The sequence below is a fragment of the Pantoea sp. FN0305 genome (assembly GCF_050113845.1).
GTDB lineage: Bacteria > Pseudomonadota > Gammaproteobacteria > Enterobacterales > Enterobacteriaceae > Mixta > Mixta alhagi.
Genome location: NZ_JBNJSN010000012.1, coordinates 1 through 14891, shown reverse-complemented (window position 1 = coordinate 14891; position 14891 = coordinate 1). Strand labels below are relative to the sequence as shown.

The window sequence follows — 14891 nt, the reverse complement described above, 5'->3', positions numbered from 1 at the left end:
CCTTTATTTACAATGAACTTTATTCCAGATATCCAATCGTTATCAGCCATTGAACGATTGAATTATTGCTTATTTAACTTCTTCGTATAAACCCCGCCGGTTTCGCCGAGACCTGCGTGGTTTGTATGCCGAATATCTCAAACGCAGGAAACCGTTATGCGCTTTACGATTATAACGAATAAACCGGGACATCAGCCGCCGCAGAGCAGCTGTGACTTTTTACCGCCCGGCGGCACCATCGGCCGTGGTGTCGATAACAATCTGGTGCTGCCCGATAATGACCGTACCATCTCCCGCCTGCAGGCGATTGTACATATCACCGCCGACGGCGAATGCCGGATCACCAATCGTGGCAACGTGACGCGTGTCGAGCTGAATGATATTCCGCTGGAGCGGGGCCGTCAGGTCGAGTTACAGGATGGCGATATCCTGGGCATTGATGAGTACCGTCTGCTGGTTAACGATCTGAATGCCACTGCTCAGCCTGCAGCACATGTTGCGCCGTTGGTTGCCCGTCCTGCGCCACAGGCACCCGCCCCGCAGGCTCAGCCAACGCCGCCTGCAAAGGCCGCCGATGGCACAGCGGCGATCCCCAGCGAAATCTGGGATAGTCTGGCAAAAGAGTTTTCTATTGCTGACAGTATCTCCACCAGCCGGATAAAACCCGCCGCGCCTGCGGCCGCGGAACATCCATTAACGGCTGTGCAAACAGAAAACCGTAACCCGGAAGATCCGCTGGCGCAGTTTAAAACCAGTGAGCCGCTGAGCCTCGACCGTCGCAGCCAGACGCCAGATGCGCTGTTTAATCAGGATGAACTGTTTAAATCAGACAGCATTTTCAACGACAGCACGCCGACCACGCTTGTTCAGCCTGCCGCTGATAAAGCTGCGCAGCCGCAGGCGAAGCCGGATGAGCTTGATCCGCTGGCGCTGTTTGGCGGCGGTAAGTCCACGCCAGCGCAAATCAACAGCGACGATCCGCTGGGCCTGATGATGGGCAGCGCAGTGCCGTTAGCGCATCCCGATGATGAAATGTCCGGCACGCAGCAGCCTGCAACGGCCGAAACGCATTCGGCAGAGAGCGGAAAGCAGGATCTGATTGGCGATAACGATGACATCGCGCGTTCGCCGCTGTTTGCTGACCAACCGCCTGCCGCCGGGGCCAACCCTGATGCAGCGCCTGCGGAAAACGCGTCCAGCGTTTCTTCCCTGTTTGCCGATGAGCAAACAGCCGCCCGGGATGCCGACTTTAACGACGCGGTAAAAGCCGATGATGACGCGCTCAGCGCCTCGCCACTGTTTGCCGATTTGCCCGCGGATAAGCCAAACAGCATTGAATCTTCACCGTTGTTTAATCAGGCTCCGCCACAGCCGGACGTCCCCGATTATGGCGGTATCACTCTGCCGACGCCGCAGGCGGTTCAGCGCAGCGTTACGCCACCGCCGAAAGGGCGCTTGCGTATCGATCCGGTTGCCAGCAACAGCAACAGTCAGCAGCACAATGCCTCTTCCGGCGGAGAAGCGCTGCAGGGTGAACTGCTGCAGGCGCTGCTGGATGGTATGGGGCTGAATGATATGCAGCCGACGCCGCATTTCGATCGGGAAAATATGCAGCAGCTGGGGCAGATGCTGGGCATGTTTTCGCAGGGAACGGTCGCGCTGTTGTCCTCGCGCTCCATCCTGAAACGCGGTGTAAAAGCGGATATGACCGTTATCCTGGATGATGCCAATAACCCGTTCAAGCTGCTGCCATCCGGTAAAACTGTATTGATGCAGATGTTCGGCAGCCGTATGCCGGGCTTTATGCCGCCGAAACAGGCGGTACGCGATGCGCTGGTGGATCTGCAGGCGCATCAGCTAGGGATGATTGCCGGTATCCGCGCAATTATTGCTGCGATGCTGCAATCCTTTAATCCACAGCAGCTGGAAGAGGAAGCGCGTCAGGAAGGCGTGACTTCGCGCCTTTCGCTGCCCGGCAGCCGTAAGGCGGCGCTGTGGGAGCACTTTAACCGTCGCTATAACGAAACGGCTGGTGAAATTGAAGACGACTTCCATACGCTGTTCGGCGAAGCGTTCCTGCACGCTTACGATATGGAAGTTAACCAGTATAAAGATTCACAGACCGCCTCGGACGAATAATGAATATCACCATTGCCTCAATGTCGAATCAGGGCGCCCGCGAGAGCAATCAGGATCAGACGGGCGACATGATAGGAGAGCGTTCGGCCTGCTTCGTGGTCTGTGACGGCGTCGCTGGTTTTCCCGGCGGCGATCTGGCCGCCAGGCTGGCGCGCAACACCATTATCGACCAGTTCGATGGCGATGCGCATCTGGATGCGCAGCAAATTCGCCAATACATCAATAATGCCAACCGGGCGATCCGTCAGCAGCAGAAAAGCGAGCCTGATTACAGCCGCATGGGCACCACGCTGGTCAGTTTGTTTATCGATCGTGATTATCAGCTGGCTTACTGGGCGCATGCGGGCGACAGCCGCCTTTATCTGTTCCGACGCGGCTACCTGTATCACGTCACCACCGACCACAGCCTGATTCAGCAGATGAAGGATGCCGGACATCAGACGGAAGGTATCAACAGCAACCTGCTCTATTTTGCACTGGGAATGGGCGACGAAGGGCGCGATGCCAGCTACAGCGATGTCGTGCCGATTGAAGATGGCGATGCGTTTCTGTTGTGTACCGATGGCTTCTGGCACGGCGTGTCGCATCAGCAGATGCAGCAGGCATTGCATATGGTTAATACGCCGGAAGAGTGGTTGACGCTAATGCATCAGGCGCTGAAAAACAGCGAGGAGCAGTCAGACGGCGAGCAGGATAACTACAGCGCGATGGCGGTTTGGGTGGGTTCGCCTCAGGATACTACGCTGCTGCATTCTCTCTCTGAAGCGGCGCAGTTTATTCCGCTTCGCGATTAAATAACTCTCAAGGGACCCTTATGAAATACTGGTTAACCGGCGCGTTAACGCTGTTAATGGCCTCCAGCGCCTGGGCGGATAATTACAATCTTGCCTCTTCACCCTCTAAAAAACTGGACGTATGGATCGATAACGTCAAAAGCCAGGAACCCGCCGACTGGTGCGCGCGCCAGCTGTCGCTACGTATCGTTGCCAAAGGCGATAAATCGCCAGCGGTGCTGGAGGAGTTTCTGCCACAGGTCGGCGCGCTGATACAAACAAAACAGTGCAGCAAGCTGACAACGCTTAACTGGCAGATGGAAGATGCCAGCGGAGCCCTGCTGGCAAAAGGCAGCGCAGCAAAGGCCAGCAACTGGCAGGTAAACGTCACGCCGCCGGAACCGGCTGCGGCAACCCCAACAGCCGCGCCAGCAGAGACAGTGATTAACCCGGAAGATCTTTCTCCTCCGGCAGATACCACACCCTGGCTGCAGTTCAGCCTGCTTGACGGCTGTCATTTTCGTACCTGGTGGCGTGACGGCGATCGCTCCAGCGCGCTGTTTGTGCCAACAAAAGAGGGCGTGAAGTGTGCCGATGATGGCTGGCTGAGCGGGCAGGCGCAGATGACGCGCGTGGGCCATGGCGCAGCGAAAAATATCACCGTCACCTTCCTACAGGGCTTTCCGGTTATCGGTCTGGCAGCAAAAAGCGACAAGCGCGGCCTGCAAATGACCACCGTCAATAACGAGCGCATGGTGCTGACTGACGAACGCTCGCCTCAGAGCTGGCTGATTCTGCCGTGGTCAAATGATTTTAACGGCTGGCAGGCTACCGGCACCGTAGCGGTACAGATGAATCAGGCGGAAGCCAGTGATGAAGGGGCGTTAAAGGCGCGGCTGAACGAAGTACGTAAAGTGTGGGCGCCTTATCTCAGCGATGCGCCTTTAACCATTCAGCTGGTACAAGAGCTGCATCCGCAGCTGAAAGACCCAGCCGCAGGCGCCTGGCGCACCATTAAATAACTCGCAAAAAGGAAGCGCTATGCACTCTTTACAACAACTGCTGGCAGGCGGCTCGCTGGATGATGCGCTGGCGCGCGTTGAAGCGCAAATTAAAGCGGCCCCGGCCAACGCCGATCTGCGTGCAGCTTTTGTCCAGCTGCTGTGCCTGGCAGGTAACTGGACACGGGCGCAAACCCAACTGAAATCCTGGGCGGCGCTGAAACCGCAGGCGCAGCCGACGGTTACGCTGCTGGAACAGGCGATCAAGGGAGAGCAGCAGCGTGCGGCGGTGTTTGCCGGGCAGGCTCAACCGCGTCTGCCAGGCGAAGCTTATCGCTGGGCTGAACAGCTATTCGCCGCGTTGCAGGCGGATATTCAGGGCGAGCGGGCGCAGGCGGATGATTTGCGTAACGGTGCGCTTGAGGCCGCCGCGCTTAATCCAGGCAGCGCGCGGGTGCAGGGCAGTGAGCAGGCAGAGCCTTTCGCCTGGCTGACCGACGGCGATGGCCGACTCGGCCCGGTGTGTGAACTGCTGGTAAGCGGTGGCTATTTCTGGGTGCCCTTTAGCGCCATTGCCGAGATGCGTTTTCAGGCACCTGCCAGCGTTACGGATCTGGTTTGGCGCCATACGCTGGTACGGCTGGTGGATGGCTCTGAGCAGGTTTGCCAGGTACCGGTGCGTTATCCTTTTGCTTCCCAGGCGCAGGACGATCTGCGTCTGGCGCGCGTAACCGAATGGCTGCCGCTGGATGAGGCGCAGCAGCACTATATCGGCCAGGGGCAGAAGGTCTGGCTGAATGACAGCGCTGAGTTTTCCCTGCTGAGCCTGGAGACGCTGACCTTCGTTGCCAGCGATCTGGCCGATGAGTAACTCACGTTCCGGTGATGGCGCTGAGCTGCTGCACAGCGGCTATCGCTTCCGTAAAGATCAATCGACCCTGAACGTGCGCGATAAGCTCCAGCCTTCGCTGCTGGACCGCCTGATGGATAATGAACCGGGTAAAAGTCAGGAGTCGGCTAACCAGCGGCTGATCTCGCACAGCACCTTGCGACGGCACGTGCTGCGCGATCTGCAGTGGCTGTTTAATACCATTAATAACGAAGCTCAGCATGACCTGGCACCCTTTAATCAGGTTCGCCGCTCGGTGCTGAATTTTGGCGTTGCGCCGCTGGCCGGGCAGCGTATGTCTGATATCGAATGGCATGATATTCAGCGCAAGCTGACCGAAGCCATTATTAACTTTGAGCCGCGTATCTTGCCGCAGGGTTTGCAGGTGCGCTGCATCTCCGATACCCGCTCGCTCAATCTGCATAACGTGCTGTCGATTGAAATCAAAGGGCGCCTGTGGTGCGTGCCTTATCCGCTGGAATTTCTGTTCCGCACCGACGTGGATCTGGAAAACGGCTATTTTGAGTTAAAAGATGTAGGTTAAGCATGGACAGTAAACTGCTCGAATACTACAACCGTGAGCTGGCGTACCTGCGTGAAATGGGCGCAGAGTTTGCGGAGCGTTATCCGAAAGTGGCCGGACGTCTGGGCATGCGCGGCATTGATGTCGCCGACCCTTACGTAGAGCGCATGATGGAAGGCTTCGCTTTTCTGACCTCGCGCGTCCAGCTAAAAATGGATGCGGAATTTCCGCGCTTTTCGCAGCGTTTACTGGAGATGATTGCCCCGGGCTATCTTGCGCCCACGCCCTCAATGGCGATTGCCGAGCTGCATCCTGACAGTAAAAAGGGCGATATCAATCGCGGTTTCCTGGTGCCGCGCGGCACCATGATGGACAGTCAGCTGCTGAAGAAAAACGGTGTGACCTGCAGCTACACCACGGCGCATGACGTTACGCTGTTGCCGCTGAACATCAAACAGGTAGAGCTGGGCGGCGTCCCGGCGGATATTCCGCTGGGTCAAATGGGCCTTAGCCAGCGCGGCGCGGTCAGTGCGCTACGTATTCGCCTGAGCTGTGAAAGCACCACTACGCTCGATCATATGGATTTCGATCGGCTGGACTTTTTCCTGAGCGGTCCCGATATCGAGGCGTTAAAGTTGCTGGAGCTGCTGATGCAGCATACGGTCGGTATCTTCTGCCAGACCGCTGGTGCCACGCCACGCCGCCATGTATTAAACAACAATGCCTTAACGCAGGAGGGCTTCGCGCCGGATCAGGCGCTGCTGCCGGACGATCTGCGAAATTTTGACGGCTATCGCCTGCTGCAGGAATATTTTGCCTTCCCGGCGCGCTTCCAGTTTATCAGCATCAGTCAACTGCGCCCGCTGCTGGCGCAGGCTAACGGCGAGCGTGAGTTTGATATTGTGCTGCTGCTTGATAAAGCGGAGCCTGCGCTGGAGCGCGTGGTGGACAGCAGTCATCTGGCGCTGCACTGCACGCCGGTTATCAATCTTTTTCCGCGTGTGGCCGAACGGCAGAAACTTAGCGAAAGCAGCCATGAATACCATTTAGTGGTCGATAATATTCGCCCGCTGGATTATGAAGTTTACTCGGTACAGAAACTCTACGGCACGCTGGAAGGCCAGCGTGAAGAGCAAATTTTCCGGCCCTTCTGGAGTACCTACAGCCACGACAGCGGCGACTACGGCGCCTATTTTTCTCTGCGGCGCGAACAGCGCACCCTGTCGGAACATGCGCAGCGTTACGGCGCGCGTACCGGCTATGTGGGTTCGGAAGTTTTCCTGTCGCTGGTGGATGAGCAACATACGCCCTGGCGTGACGAACTGCGTTATGTCACCGCCGAGGTGCTCTGTACCAGCCGTGATTTGCCGCTGATGCTGCTGCAACAGGATCAGCAGGGCTTTAAGCTGCCCGATTCGGTGCCTGCCGCCGGATTAACCATGCGTAAAGGGCCGACGCCGCCGCGTGAACCGCTGGCAGAAGGGCTGGCGGCCTGGCGCTTAATCAGCCATTTGCAGATGAACTATCTCAGCCTGATGGACAGTGATGACGGCGAAGGCGCTGCTGCGCTGCGCCAGATGCTGGCATTGTATGCGAACCTGGCGGAAGCCTCCGTTGCGCGTCAGATTGAAGGCATTCGCCATTGTCAGCTACGGCCGGTTAATCGTCGGGTGCCGGAGCCGGGGCCGATTGTTTTCGCACGCGGCATCGGCATTGAATTAACCGTTGATGAACAGGCATTCTCGGGCAGCAGCCCGTGGCTGTTCGGCAGCGTACTGGAGCGCCTTTTTTCGCGTCTGGTTGCCAGTAACAGCTTTACCGAGATGAGTCTGAACAGCCAGCAGCGCGGCGAGGTGGGTTACTGGCCGCCGCGCATGGGCAAAAGGGCATTGATATGACAAAGCCGGTGCGTATTTTACAGTGCCTGCCGGAAGGGTTCTGGAACGGGCTGATGCAGACGCCGTGGCGCTACGATCTGTTTCAGATGCTACGACGGATTGATGCGCAGGGCGGCGAGAAATATCCGCTGGGACGCGCGCCGCTGCCGCGTCACGAGCCGCTGCGTATCGGACAGACGCCTTCTCTGGCTTTTGCGCCTTCGACGCTTGCAGCGGTTAGCGCGCGTAAAGATAGCGAGCTGCATGAGGTTTCGATCCTGAGTTTTGGCCTGTTTGGTCCTAACGGGCCTTTGCCGATTCATATGACGGAGCATGCGCGAGAGCGTCTTTATCATCATCAGGATCCCAGCCTGACCGCCTTTGCCGATCTGTTTCACCATCGCCTGACGCTGCTGTTTTATCGCGCATGGGCTGATGCGCAGCCCACGGTATCGCTCGATCGCGCGGATGGACAGCGTTTCGACAGTTACCTTGCCAGCCTGATCGGCATGGGTCAGCCCGCGCAGCGCAAGAAAGGCTCTTTAAGCGAGCATGCCCGTCTAATGCTGGCGGGCCACCTAAGCCGCCACACGCGTGATGCGGAAGGGCTGGAAAAAATTTTGCGGCATTACTTTGGCGTGCCGGTGCGCATCGAACAAAATCTGCCGCAGTGGCTGGCGCTGGATAAGCGCGAACGTGCCCGACTGGGTGCAGGGCGCCAGATGTCACGGCTTGGCGAATCCGCTTTTTTAGGCGTGGCGGTGCGTGACGTGCAGCATAAGCTGCGCATCGAAATTGGTCCATTGTCGCTGGCGCGTTATCAGCAGTTTTTACCCGGCGAGAGACATGCGGAAGAGCTGCGCGACTGGGTACGCCAGTATCTGGGCATTGAGTATGTCTGGGAAGTGCGTCTGCTACTGGCAAGCGATGAGGTGCCAGGCATGGTACTCGGCAGCGAAGGACGTCTCGGTTACAGCGCCTGGCTCGGTAAACAGCCGATTCCCCAGCCGCGCGGCGATTTAACCTTCAGCCCGGAGGGGTAAAAAATTTATTTATAATTCATTCAAGGAGACGATATGAAAAACCATGAAAAAATGGATATTTTAAATAAAAAAGAAACAGAGTTAACTGACTATGCAAATAGTGTTGCGCTACAGCATTTATATAATTTTGATGTGAGGCATGATTTTTTACAGGAAATTATGGTTTTGATATCAAAAATTAGAGAGGAAGTTAGAATAAACTGCCTGTCGATTAATGGGGCTATAAAATATCTTGATGACGAAGTTAATCTTCTAAAAGCTCAGTGCGAAAAGTTAAGGTTAGAAAAAATAAATCAATACGTACTGATTGAAAAAGAATCCTTGGGTAAAAAGGTTAACCTTATTATTAAACAGATTGGTTTTGTTAGCGGCGGGACGCAAGTTTTCTCTGGGATTGGAGTCTGTGCCGCTTCCTTTGGGATGTCTTGTGCTGCTTTCGGTGCTCCACTTATTACCCATGGTATGAATAATATTTACGAAAATGGATACTGGCTAATTTTCAGGAGAAATAAAACAGGTTATACACGTTTATTCTATCATCAGTTGGTAAACAGATTAGGATACAGCGAAGGGGCTGCTGATAATGCCTATGCGTTAGTGGATATTGGCGTTTCAGCCTATGGATTAGGACGAATGGTGCTCAGACAAGATAGTTATCTTCTTTTTCGACATATTAATTCTGATTATATTCGAGGCTGGCAAGAAATGGGTGCAATTCCTTTAGTCGTTGAAATAACAGGAGATATTACAACCTTATCGGGAATGCGTATTATTAAAGGGAAATGACATGGCATATGACAGTGTAATAATCGACCAGCCCCAGGACTGGGTTTTGATTTTTTATATGGCGCTTTCTTTTATTTTAATGTTGATTTTATTAATATTAAAAAGAAAGGATGCGTATCCTAATGCTATCTGTAAATTATTGGGGTTTATAATTATTTTTACCTTGGGTGGAATTCAATATCTTGTTTTAAAGTTTGGCCTTTCCCCGTTATATGACTTTGTTGGTTCAATGCCAAAGGATAATTTGTTTGTGCGAATATGTGCATTGATATTTATGTTGTTTTATTTTTACTGCCTTCCTTTTAAAAGGGTAAGATAGCGTAATCTTTTTTTCGAAAAATTAAATATTATCCGGGGTTCATGCAAAAATATATCGCTTATCAGTGGATTAATAGCTCTTTTGATAATCGATTTTCTAATCTCAGATTTTACTCTCATTTTAGACCCTTAACTTATCCGTCAGAGATCATCATGTCAGAAATCAGCCGCGCCGTACTGTTCGGCAAACTGGACACGCTATTATTTACTTCGCTGGAGAGCGCGACGGCCTTTTGTAAGCTGCGCGGCAACCCGTATGTTGAACTGGTTCACTGGCTGCATCAGCTGATGCAGCATCAGGATGGCGATCTGCAGCAGCTGATCCGCTATTTTTCTCTTGATGAAGAAGCGCTGACGCGCGATATCGTTGCGGCGCTGGATCGCCTGCCGCGCGGAGCCAGCGCGGTTTCTGATCTCTCAGAGCATATCGACAGTGCCGTTGAGCGCGCCTGGGTTTACGGCTCGCTGAAATTTGGCGTGACCCGGATCCGTGGCGGCCACCTGCTGATTGGCATGCTAAAAACCTTTAACCTCGCCAACGTGCTGAAAAGCATTTCGCCGCAGTTCAGCCGCCTGAGCGCCGATCTGCTGATGGAGCAGTTCGAGGCGATTTTTGCCAACAGTAAAGAGGCGCAGCAGGCGGCCGCGCAGCCGGAAAGTCCACTGGCAGCACCGCAGCAGCAAGGAACGCTGGCGCAGTATGCGCAGGACCTGACAGCACGTGCGCGTGAAGGCAAAATCGATCCGGTTGCCGGTCGTGATGAAGAGATCCGGCAGATGGTGGATATTCTGATGCGCCGTCGGCAGAACAATCCATTGCTGACCGGCGAAGCAGGCGTGGGTAAAACAGCGGTGGTAGAAGGGCTGGCGTTGCGCATTGCCGCAGGTGACGTGCCGCCGCCGCTGCGTGATGTGCAGCTGTGGCTGCTGGATATGGGCATGCTGCAGGCGGGTGCCGGTATGAAGGGCGAATTTGAGGCGCGTCTGCAGGCGCTGATTAATGAAGTGCAGTCCAGCCCAACGCCGATTGTGTTGTTTATTGACGAAATTCATACGCTGGTGGGCGCTGGTGGGCAGCAGGGCACTGGCGATGCCGCCAACCTGTTAAAACCGGCGCTGGCGCGCGGCCAACTGCGCACTATCGGCGCGACCACCTGGGCAGAATACAAAAAATATATTGAGAAAGATCCGGCGCTGACCCGGCGTTTCCAGACGGTGCAGGTTCACGAACCCGACGAAGAAAAAGCGCTGCTCATGCTGCGCAGCACGGTGAGCACGCTGGAAAAGCATCATCATGTGCTGCTGCTGGATGAAGCGGTCAGCGCGGCGGTGAAGCTTTCTCATCGCTATATTCCTGCGCGCCAGCTGCCGGATAAAGCGGTGGCGCTGCTGGATACCGCCTGCGCTCGCGTTGCCGTTAGCCAGGGCGCACAGCCGCCGCAGCTTGAGGATTGTCTGCATCGCATCGCCGCGCTGGAGATTGAACATGAAATCGCTGAGCGCGAAGCCCGGCTTTCATCCGGGGTTAGCGAGCGGATCGTCCAGTTAGATGCTCAGCTGGTGACGCTGACTCAGGAACGCGATGCGCTGATGGCACGCTGGCAGCAGGAGCGTGAGCTGGTGGAGGCGATCATTGCTCTGCGCGCGCGGCTGTATAGCGAACAGGCTGATGACCTGGCGGCGCTACAGCAGCAGCTGGCGGAAAAACAGCAGGCGCTCAGCACGCTACAGGGCGAAGCGCCTCTGCTGTTCGCGGCGGTTGATGCCAACGTGGTGGCGGCGGTGGTTTCCGACTGGACCGGCATTCCGCTGGGGCGGATGGTCAAAAATGAGATCGATGCGGTGCTGAACCTGGCCGATACGCTCAGCGAGCGGGTGATTGGCCAGCATCATGGCCTGGAGCTGATCGCTAAACGTGTACGTACCTCGCGCGCGCGGCTGGACGATCCAAATAAACCGGTCGGCGTTTTTATGTTGTGCGGCCCTTCCGGCGTCGGCAAAACCGAAACGGCGCTGGCGCTGGCTGAATCCCTGTACGGCGGCGAGCAGAACATTATTACCATCAATATGAGCGAGTTTCAGGAAGCGCACACCGTCTCCACCCTGAAAGGCGCGCCTCCGGGCTATGTTGGTTATGGTGAAGGCGGCGTGCTGACGGAAGCGGTGAGACGTCGCCCTTACAGCGTGGTACTGCTGGATGAAATTGAAAAAGCGCATCCGGACGTGCATGAGATCTTCTTCCAGGTATTTGATAAGGGCTGGATGGAGGATGGCGAAGGGCGTCATATCGATTTTCGCAACACCATTATTATTCTGACCTCTAATGTCGGCACACAGCTTATCAGCGCCATGTGCGCCGATCCTGAGCTGATGCCGGAGCCGGAAGCGCTCTCCACCGCGCTGCGCGGCCCGCTGCTGGACGTCTTTCCACCGGCTCTGCTTGGTCGTTTGCTGGTTGTGCCTTACTATCCGTTAAGCGATACAATGCTGGCCGAGATTGTTCGCCTGCAGCTAAAACGCATCCAGCGTCGTCTTGAAGAAAATCACGGTATCATCTCGCAAATCGATGAGAGCGTGATCAGCCAGATTGTCCAGCGTTGCACCGAAGTGGAATCGGGCGGACGCATGGTCGATGCCATCCTGACCAATACGCTGCTGCCGCAAATGAGCCAGATTCTGCTCACGGCCAGCGCACATGATCAGCGCTACCGTCACCTGCGCGTCAGTTTTGACCAGGGTGAGTTTCAGTGTCAGTTCGAGGCGTAAGCTTTAGCTATCAGAGAGTTGTCCAACATGGCAGAACACGATAACAACCGGACGGTGCCAAACGCATTGCCGATTGGGTACCGTTTTAATGAGTTTGAAATTAGGGAAGTAATTGGCGGCGGCGGTTTCGGCATTGTTTATCGTGCCTGGGATCATCAGCTTGAGCGCACCATTGCGATTAAAGAGTTTATGCCTTCCTCGCTGGCGGTACGCAGCGATGACCTTAATCTGGTGCTGCGCAGCGAACGCTTTAGCAAAACGTTCCATGCCGGGCTGAACAGCTTTATTCAGGAAGCACGGCTGCTGGCGCGTTTTAACCATCCGAACCTGCTGCACGTTTTGCGCTTCTGGGTGCAAAACGATACTGCCTATATGGGAACGGTATTTTACAGCGGCACCACGCTGTCGCGCCTGGCCGCTCAACGCCCTGAGCTGGTGAATGAAACCTGGATCCGTCGCTTGTTGCCGCCGCTGTTTGGCGCTATCAACACCATCCATCAGGAAGGTTATCTGCATCGCGATATTTCACTGGATAATATTCAGATCCAGGAAAATATGATGCCGGTCCTGCTGGATTTTGGTTCGGCACGCCAGACCATCGGCAATCTCTCTGACGAGACTGAAACCATGCTGCGGCCCGGCTTTGCGCCGATTGAGCAGTACAGCGACAATAATGAAAGCGAGCAGGGGCCCTGGACCGATATCTATGCGCTGGGTGCGGTGCTGCATACGCTGATTGTCGGCGCGCCGCCGCCGGTTAGTGTGGTGCGCAGTATTGAGGATAACTACCAGCCGCTGGCCGAACAGCGCCCGGCCGGGTTCTCACTGCCGCTGCTGCACGCGATTGATAAAGCCTTGTCGCTGAAGCCGGAAGATCGTCCGCAGTCGATTGATGCTTTTGCCGCGCTAATGGAGCTGACGGTTTCCGATCTGAACGACATTCTGAATGTTAATCTTGAAGGGCCAGGCACTATGCTGGTGCCGGTAGAGCCGGAAGCGCCAGCGCCTGTGGCTACGTCGCCGCTGAAACGCTATATGTGGCCAGGGCTGGCAGCGGCAGGGGTGTTGGTCGGCATTGCCGTTGGCGCGATGATCGCCGGTAGCGGCGATGATACGCCGACCACCGCGACGGCACAGCCGCACAGCGCGGAGTCGGCTTCTGCTGTCAGCACGCCAGTGCAAACGGCGACCAACAGCGCGCCAGCAGACACGCCGCCGCAGCCTGCGGCGCAACCGGCAACGCCGCCGCCTGCGCCGGAGCCGATTGCTCAGGTTTATATTAAACTGCGGCTGGGCGACGATGTGGCGTTAAATGGCAATCAGCAGGCGCTGGTGCCGTCACCCAACGGCTTTGCCTCGCTTCAGCTGCCGCCAGGGGAATATACATTTACCGTGACCAATCAGGGTACATCGCGTGAACAGAAAATTACCGTGGATCGTGCAGGCGTCTGGTTGATTAATCCGCAAAGCTAAGGTAATAAAGAGTGGTCCTCTTTTTTAAGATGGCCACTTATTCCCCGGAAAAATAATTACAGGAAAGGAAATGGCAAATAATCCATGGCGCCTGTTAATCACCATAACGCTGGCGCTTTTTATTAGTGCATGTGATCAATCCTCTGATAAACCTCAAAACTCAGCTGCATCTGCTGCACAAACTCAAATTAACGATAAGTTCACCGCGTTTATTAAAGCGGCAAACAGTGAAAACAGCGTTAATTTTTACTCTTTGCCTGAGGCTCTGTATCACTATCAACAGGAGAGTAAGCCACAGCTGACAGCCAATGTGCCGCTGACAGCTTATACCGTGATCAATCCATCAATATTTCACAATATCAATGAGTGGTTGGATAAGGGCTTAAGCCTGCCGGGCCCGCTACCGCAGCTGGACAGCGCGGCGCAGGCTTATCAGGCCAGTATTAATAAGCTGCTTCCTCTCAGCGAAAAACTATACGATTATCAAAAAAATAAAGGCTGGTTAACGGATAATGGCGAGCTGGCACGGCGCAGTGATGCTGAATATGTCGATGCCTTTAACGCGCTGCTGACGCAGCGGAACGCTTTTTTAAAAGCCATTTCTGCTGCCAATAGCGAGCGGATAAAAATTGCCTACGAGAACTCACCCGCAGATAGCGTAGAGCATTATCGCAACGGCATCGTTTATCTTTCACGTCAGGCGCTGCGTGATTTAACAGAAGACAGAACGCCTGCTGAAGATAAAATCCTTAACAAGGAAGTTGAGACGTTAGAGCAACTTTCCGCGGGCTGGAATAAATTAATTCAACAGCGGGATGAGCAAGACTGTAAAAGTATTATCGATACGGCTAACGATTACATTTCTGTATTGCATGCCGCCATAAATCAACAGGCGCATGGCGAAGAGGTCATTCAAGAGAATATTATTTTGCCCTTTAACGCGCTGGTACATGCATTAAATAGCCATCGTAGCTGTTAATAAACTGATTTCTTGCGGCCTCTTTCTGAGGCCGCATTCCTGAAACAAACCCATTTCCTTATTATCACCGCCTGGCACCACGCCGGGCCCGCTGAGCACGGAACTCACCTATGTCTGAACGTATCACCGCACGGCTCCCGCAGGAGGGGCTGCTTTTCTGGAAGCTGGAGGGGCGCGAGGCGCTGTCGCATCCCTTCGAACTCACCGTCACGCTGCTGGGCCCCGACGCCCGCGCCGACCGCCACGCGCTGCTGGGCCAGCCGCTGACGCTGGACATCCCCACCGGGCGCTTTCTGGCGGGCACGCGGCACCTCAACGGCAAAA

The 14891-nt window shown here is 55.1% G+C and carries 12 protein-coding genes and 1 pseudogene; all 13 read left to right on the top strand.

The genetic code is table 11. The features are described 5' to 3' along the window. Window positions 1-156: 156 nt before the first annotated feature. Window positions 157-2139 carry a type VI secretion system-associated FHA domain protein TagH gene (gene tagH, locus ACQE3Y_RS18890; protein WP_426982274.1) on the top strand — a complete coding sequence of 661 codons (1983 nt, stop codon included), beginning with the start codon at window positions 157-159 and terminating at the stop codon, window positions 2137-2139. After that, a complete protein-coding gene (locus ACQE3Y_RS18885) occupies window positions 2139-2933 on the top strand; it encodes a PP2C family protein-serine/threonine phosphatase (protein ID WP_426975134.1) in 795 nt (264 codons plus the stop codon). The genes tagH and ACQE3Y_RS18885 overlap by 1 nt, the downstream gene beginning before the upstream one ends. A 20-nt stretch (window positions 2934-2953) precedes the next feature. Next, window positions 2954-3934 carry a hypothetical protein gene (locus ACQE3Y_RS18880; RefSeq protein WP_426982273.1) on the top strand — a complete coding sequence of 327 codons (981 nt, stop codon included), beginning with the start codon at window positions 2954-2956 and terminating at the stop codon, window positions 3932-3934. Between the two features lie 19 nt (window positions 3935-3953). After that, window positions 3954-4784: a type VI secretion system accessory protein TagJ gene (locus ACQE3Y_RS18875; protein WP_426975132.1), complete on the top strand. Its 831-nt coding sequence runs from the start codon at window positions 3954-3956 to the stop codon at window positions 4782-4784. After that, entirely contained in the window at window positions 4777-5346 is a 570-nt protein-coding gene (gene tssE / locus ACQE3Y_RS18870; protein ID WP_250651743.1) for a type VI secretion system baseplate subunit TssE, read from the top strand. The genes ACQE3Y_RS18875 and tssE overlap by 8 nt, the downstream gene beginning before the upstream one ends. Window positions 5347-5348: 2 nt before the next feature. Next, window positions 5349-7223 carry a type VI secretion system baseplate subunit TssF gene (tssF, locus tag ACQE3Y_RS18865; protein WP_426975131.1) on the top strand — a complete coding sequence of 625 codons (1875 nt, stop codon included), beginning with the start codon at window positions 5349-5351 and terminating at the stop codon, window positions 7221-7223. Continuing rightward, window positions 7220-8245: a type VI secretion system baseplate subunit TssG gene (tssG, locus tag ACQE3Y_RS18860; RefSeq protein WP_426975130.1), complete on the top strand. Its 1026-nt coding sequence runs from the start codon at window positions 7220-7222 to the stop codon at window positions 8243-8245. Before tssF ends, tssG begins: the two co-directional genes overlap by 4 nt. Before the next feature lie 33 nt (window positions 8246-8278). Continuing rightward, on the top strand, window positions 8279-9031 hold the full coding sequence (locus ACQE3Y_RS18855) for a DUF4225 domain-containing protein (RefSeq protein WP_426982271.1): 753 nt from the start codon (window positions 8279-8281) through the stop codon (window positions 9029-9031). A gap of 1 nt (window position 9032) precedes the next feature. After that, the gene (locus tag ACQE3Y_RS18850; RefSeq protein WP_426982270.1) at window positions 9033-9350 is read left to right on the top strand and encodes a hypothetical protein; all 318 of its coding nucleotides are present in this window, start codon (window positions 9033-9035) and stop codon (window positions 9348-9350) included. Between the two features lie 152 nt (window positions 9351-9502). Further along, window positions 9503-12115 carry a type VI secretion system ATPase TssH gene (tssH, locus tag ACQE3Y_RS18845; protein ID WP_426982269.1) on the top strand — a complete coding sequence of 871 codons (2613 nt, stop codon included), beginning with the start codon at window positions 9503-9505 and terminating at the stop codon, window positions 12113-12115. A gap of 27 nt (window positions 12116-12142) precedes the next feature. Further along, on the top strand, window positions 12143-13588 hold the full coding sequence (locus ACQE3Y_RS18840; RefSeq protein ID WP_426982268.1) for a serine/threonine protein kinase: 1446 nt from the start codon (window positions 12143-12145) through the stop codon (window positions 13586-13588). Between the two features lie 70 nt (window positions 13589-13658). Continuing rightward, window positions 13659-14567, top strand: coding sequence for a DUF3829 domain-containing protein (locus ACQE3Y_RS18835; protein WP_426982267.1), 909 nt, complete (start codon window positions 13659-13661; stop codon window positions 14565-14567). 110 nt (window positions 14568-14677) lie between these two features. Then, window positions 14678-14891: pseudogene (locus ACQE3Y_RS18830) on the top strand (type VI secretion system Vgr family protein); the annotation flags it as partial.